Origin of the sequence: Fischerella sp., assembly GCF_013388695.1 — a bacterium.
Classification (GTDB): domain Bacteria; phylum Cyanobacteriota; class Cyanobacteriia; order Cyanobacteriales; family Nostocaceae; genus PCC9605.
Genome location: NZ_JACAEU010000192.1, coordinates 1 through 6,142, shown reverse-complemented (window position 1 = coordinate 6,142; position 6,142 = coordinate 1). Strand labels below are relative to the sequence as shown.

Genomic DNA, 6,142 nt, shown 5'->3' with positions numbered 1-6,142 from the left:
CGGTAGTGCCTTTGTCCTCGGGCATGGTGTTATTGCTACCCTTGTCGCCGGGAACGGTAGTGCCTTTGTCGTCGGGCATGGTGTTATTGCTACCCTTGTCACAAGGAACGGTAGTACCTTTATCTTCGGGCATGGTGTTATTGCTACCCTTGTCACTGGGAACGGTAGTGCCTTTGTCCTCGGGCATGGTGTTATTGCTACCCTTGTCGCTAGGGAGAGTGTCGTTACCAGTTCCTTGATTAGCGCCAGTTGGTATGTTGCTAGCGGGGTTCGTATCTCCACTACCAAAAAGCTGACCCCAATAGTTGTCATGAAAACCAACGCCAAGCTCTGTATAATTAGGGTTAAGAATATTAGCTCGGTGTCCAGAGCTATTCATCCAAGCTTGAACAACCTGTTCAGGTGTTTCTTGCCCTGCTGCAATGTTCTCTCCCATTGTCTGAGCTTCATAGCCAACTGCCTTAGCTCTGTCCCACGGTTGAGAGCCATCTGGCCCTGTATGACTCAAGACACCGCGTTTTGACATGTCTTCAGCATACTTGTCAGCAGCATAGTCCAGTTCAGCATTTCCTTTTAGAGGTTGAAGACCAGCCTTAGCTCGTTCTTGGTTAGTGAGGTCAAGAACCTGTTTTTCAAATGTTGCGTTGTCTGATGCCATTAATCTGTCCTCACAAAGATTTGTTTGCATGAATTCAGCAGGAATAACCACTCTGCTGCAACTTTTGGTAGAAGCAAACCTGAAGAGGGCTAAGCAAGGATAATCAGAGCGAAACTGTAACCAAGGTGCTAGCAAAGTAAATTTTGTGTGCTGCTATGAACCACCTCGCGATCAAGGCTTTCAAAAAAGCTTAGTTTTTGCCTGGAGTATGCTTTGAACTAAGGCAATTTTATTTTTGGAACCTCTGCTGTATATTGAGTTTTAGCAATTGCATGACGACTTGTTGCAGCGGAGCTACTGTTAGCCCTGCATCCGTAAATTTCATCTATTTAGAAACAAGATCTGGTCAGAGGCCTATTGATTTGCCTTAGTTGTGACAATTAGATTCAGACCTGTGGCTTCAAAAGGGAATGACGTAAGTAATCGATCCTTGGTAATGTCTGGTGTCCCTTAGGATATTGTTTTTGAGGGACTTTTGCTTGGGAAAAACTGGAATTGTGGAACTAGTACTCATCTGAATCCTCGACTCATCAGATTTACAGACACGCCCTACAAGACATTCCGCATCCTTATACAGAATGCAAATGTCAGTCGAGGCAGAACGTTGACTTGCAGGGGTATTCTATCGTTAATTTTGGATTACCCCTACATCGGAGCGGTTTGCTACTTTGCTTTTTTCACTAGTTAAGCAAGTAAAAACAAGTATCTCTACAAAAAAATTAGATACTTGCAAAATCTAGGGATTTGGATGCAAACCTGTATACGTACGCACTTTCACGTAATTTGCTTTTAACGAGTATATCAGCTTCAGCGATTTTTTGTATACAAAAAAAAATAAAATAACCCTTCCCATTTAAAGATTTGTTAAAGTATTACCTCAAATACATATACTCGTATATGCATAAATAAAGCTGTCAAACCGTGCTATTTCAGAGAAAATGCTGCATATTGGAATATTCACAAAATAAAACTCTCACAACATCATAATTTCATCAAAAATGCCATTTTATTCCTCAAATTTGATGTAGCAAATTTCAAATATTTGTTATTTTTAATACTTTTAATATGGCAAAAGACTAGCAATATTACTGAGGTAAATTATTTTTTTTTTGATTGCAAAAACTTTAATCCAAACTGACGAGGAGGAAAAATATCGGTTATACTGATTATTTTTTATACAAATTAATGTACTGATTTTTAACCTTTAGTACTTAAGCAAGGTGATTAACAGTATTTTTTACTCACGAGCCATCAACTATTGATAAAATCCAACATCTGCAAGTATTATAGTCTTGATATCTATAACAAACACAGGTAACGAATTTTTTTTGATTGTAATTTTATTTACTAAAAATTTTTATCTCGTTAAAAAAAAGAAGCAAACTCTGTAAAAAATTAGGTCTAAAATTTCTGAAATCAGTATAGAATGTGATATTTTAGCTAAGTCGGATAAAATTCTAGGATTAAAAATTGACAAAATCTTATTAGAAAAAATCCTGATGTGGTAAAACAAACATGTAAAGAAAAGAGATATAGGGCTGAAAAACTTGTTAGACACTTTAGATACTCTCACAGCGTGAGTTGTTCAGATTTCTGCCCAAACCTTAGAATACCGAATGTGCTAGTCAGGAATTATGACGACACAAAGCTTACTAGTGGGTAGCGAAATGCTTCAGGCAGATGAATTGTTGTCTTTACTGCATCGTTACCAGTTGTTGCCGCAGGTCTTACGGGCCAAAGTGATAGACGAAGCGATCGCCCAATTTTCTTGCACAGAAGCAGAAAAAGAAGCAGCGATCGCCCACTTTTGCCAACGTTACCAACTCACCTCAAAAGAGCTACAAAAGGCATGGTTGCAACAGCACCATCTCACTGAAGCAGCGATGCAAGAGTTGGCAATTCGTCCAGTACTGATCAAGAAATTCCAGTATGCCATGTGGGGCAAAAAACTGGAGTCCTATTTCCTACAACGCAAAGCAGACCTGGATCAAGTCGTGTATTCCATGATTCGCACCCAGGATGAAGGGCTAGTCCAGGAATTATATTTTCGGATTCTTGAGGGAGAACAATCCTTTGCCGCCGCCGCCCAGCAGTATTCCCAAGGCCCAGAATCAAAAACAGGGGGAGTTTTGGGACCAGTTCCTTTGTCTCAACCCCATCCGGTAATTCAAAAAATTTTGTCTGCGAGTCAACCAGGGCAACTTTGGGAACCACGCTTAATAGCCGATTGGTTTGTGATTATTCGCCTAGAGAAATTCTTGCCTGCACAGTTGGATGAAACTATGCAGTTGTGGTTGCTAGACGAACTCTTTGAAAGCTGGATACAAACACAAATTCAAACGCGCCTACAATCTTCTAACCATTGTGTGGAGTCTGTTGCGGCATGAAGCCAGGTATCACCCAAGCTGAAATATTAGAATTCTTAGCCGACACTCCCCCGTTTGCACAACTTCCGCGTGCCAGCTTAGATACACTCGTTGTTAACTGTCAACTGCTGCAATATCGTACCGGACAGTGGATGCTAGTCAGGGGAAGAATGCCAGCGCAAGTCATGGTAATTTATCAAGGACAAGCGAGGGTATTGGGTTATGACCAGCGGATGGAGTCTCAAGTTAGTTTGACGGTGGTAGAGAAAGGAGAGTTCCTGGGTTGGTTAGGATTGTTGCGTGGGGTAGGCTGCGAAGCGGCGATCGCCTCTACAGAAGTCATCGCCATCACTATAGAAGCAGCAGAATTTCTGGGATTGATGAGTACAGTACCAGAATTTGAACAAGCAGTGCGATCGCGCCCCCACATCATAGAAGTATTTGAACTCCTAAGTTTAGAACTCCAGCGTCAAGCAGATGCTGCCACTAATCTAAAAGATTTAGCGCGTCAAGTTTGGCAAGATACAAAAGTAGTGAATTTACCCGCAGGAACGGTAAATTCCCAACAACTTGATGATAAGCGCTTGTGGTTGGTCAGTGCTGGCAGCATTGACGATATGACAGTTGGTAGTCGATTATCGTTGAGTCACTCAAGGAAGACTTGGGACAGTGAAACCGAAGTACGCTTACTCGGCATTCCTTGGAAGACTGAAAACAAAAATCCTCCTCCCACCCCCAGTTTAAAAATTTCTCCTGCTCCAGAATACCCACCCAACCCCGCTGCTGAAAGCATCGCACCAGCAGACACGATCTTTGTATCGGGACAGGGTAATATTGATGCTCCCTTGGCCTGTTTCCAGATGTTGAGTCGCATCTTAGGGGGTTCTTTTCGCCGCGATTTAATCCGCAAAGTTTTGACCAATCAACAGAAGTCGAAAAAGCAGATTTCCTTGCAAGTGGCGGGAGCAGTTGTAGAAATGATGGGTTTGCACGCCCAATTAGCTAAAGTTCCTGCTAATGTCATCAACCGCCTCAATGCGCCAGCAATAATTTACTGGCAAGATAGTTTCGCCCTGCTATACAAAATTACAGAACGCGAAGTTGTTATAGCCGATCCATCCAAGGGAATCTCTAGCTATTCTGCTGCTGAGTTTGCCGACATTTGGGGGCAATCAGGACAGGTATTGATGGTAGAAAAGGCAGAAAGCGATCGCCCAGAAAAATTTAGTCTGCGTTGGTTTTTGCCTTCTATCTACAAATACCGCTTGGTATTAGTGGAAGTTCTGGTTGCTTCCTTTTTTGTCCAGGTATTTGGTTTGGCAAACCCAATCATCACCCAAATCATCATCGATACCGTATTAATTCAAAAAAGCCTTGACACTCTAGATATCCTGGGGATATTCTTGCTCGTGATTGCAGTGTTTGAGGCGATCTTAACGAGTCTGCGTACCTATTTGTTTGCTGACACTACTAACCGTATCGACATCCGCTTGGGGTCAGAGGTAATCGATCACCTTTTGCGATTGCCCCTGAGTTATTTTGAGCGTCGCCGCGTGGGAGAATTGGCGGGACGTATCAATGAACTGGAGAATATTCGCCAATTTTTGACAGGCACAGCCCTGACGGTGGTGCTAGATGCCCTGTTCTCTGTGATTTATATCGGTGTCATGCTGTTTTACAGCTGGGTGCTAACACTCGTCGCCCTCGCCACAGTGCCATTATTTGCAGTTCTGACAACTCTTGTGGTTCCTATTGTTCAGCAACAGTTGCGAAAAAAAGCTGAACGCTACGCCGATACCCAGTCCTACCTTGTCGAGGTAATCACCGGCATTCAAACGGTGAAGGCACAGAATATCGAGTTGAAATCTCGCTGGCAATGGCATGAACGCTACACCCGCTACATCAGTGCTGGTTTCAAAAATGTCCTGACTTCCAGCACAGCCAACTCCATCAGTGGATTTTTAAATCAATTCTCTAGTTTTGTATTGCTGTGGGTAGGCGCTCATTTAGTCATCTCCGATAAACTCACACTAGGACAACTAATTGCCTTTCGGATTATTGCTGGTTATGTTACCAGCCCACTACTGCGTCTGATTCAACTGTCACAGAACTTCCAAGAAGTAGCATTATCCATCGAACGCCTTGGTGATGTTTTAGATACAACACCAGAAGTACAGTTAAGCGATCGCAACAACATTCAGTTACCAGAAATTCAAGGAGCAGTCAAATACACAGGCGTTTCCTTTGGGTTTAACCCTGATGATGCCCTACAACTTCTGAATATCAATCTTGATATTCCTGCTGGTACCTTTGTTGGTATTGTTGGACAAAGCGGTTCTGGTAAAAGCACAATGACAAAATTGTTACCGCGACTCTACGAACCCGTAGCAGGACAAATTCAAATTGACGGCTATGATATCAGGAAAGTAGAATTGAATTCATTGCGCCGACAGATTGGGATGGTGCTACAGGATACCCTGTTGTTTGAGGGAACAATTCAAGATAATATTGCCCTCATTCGACCAGACGCAACTACCGAGGAAATTATTGCTGCTGCTAAAGCTGCTGCTGCCCACGATTTCATCATGGGACTACCCAACGGCTACAACACAATTGTTGGAGAACGGGGTTCTGCCCTTTCTGGTGGACAACGACAACGAATTGCGATCGCACGTACAGTTTTGCAAAACCCCAGATTACTAATTCTCGATGAAGCCACCAGTGCATTAGATTACCAGTCTGAACAACAAGTATGTCGCAATTTGATGGAGGTATTTCGGGAACGTACAGTCTTTTTCATCACTCACCGTCTTAACACCGTCAAAAACGCCGATATCATCATCATCATGGATCAGGGTGTAATTGCCGAGCAAGGAACACATGCCGAACTTATGGCAATGAAAGGACGCTATTACTGTCTTTATCAACAACAGGAGTCACAGCTATGAAGTGGTTAGTTGTTGGTGGTTAGTGGTTAGTTGTTGGTGGTTGTTGGTTGGTTGATTATTGGTTGATGGTTGATTGCTGGTTATTTCCAATTCCCAATGCCCAATGCCCAATGCCCACTTCCCCACTTCCCCACAGCCCCCAACCCCAGAGGGGGCCCCTAGCCCCCACT

General features: G+C 43.1%; 3 protein-coding genes. 2 read left to right on the top strand and 1 reads right to left on the bottom strand.

The features are described from left to right. On the bottom strand, positions 1 to 658 hold a 658-nt coding region (locus HXY43_RS25520), incomplete at its 3' end, for a CAP domain-containing protein (RefSeq protein WP_290889652.1). 1,634 nt (positions 659 to 2,292) lie between these two features. On the opposite strand from HXY43_RS25520, the gene HXY43_RS25515 reads away from it, so the two are divergent. Beyond that, positions 2,293 to 3,045 (top strand): peptidylprolyl isomerase, encoded by a 753-nt coding sequence (locus HXY43_RS25515; protein ID WP_290889649.1) that lies wholly within the window; start codon positions 2,293 to 2,295, stop codon positions 3,043 to 3,045. Next, positions 3,042 to 5,972, top strand: coding sequence for a peptidase domain-containing ABC transporter (locus tag HXY43_RS25510; protein WP_290889646.1), 2,931 nt, complete (start codon positions 3,042 to 3,044; stop codon positions 5,970 to 5,972). Before HXY43_RS25515 ends, HXY43_RS25510 begins: the two co-directional genes overlap by 4 nt. Positions 5,973 to 6,142: the final 170 nt, after the last annotated feature.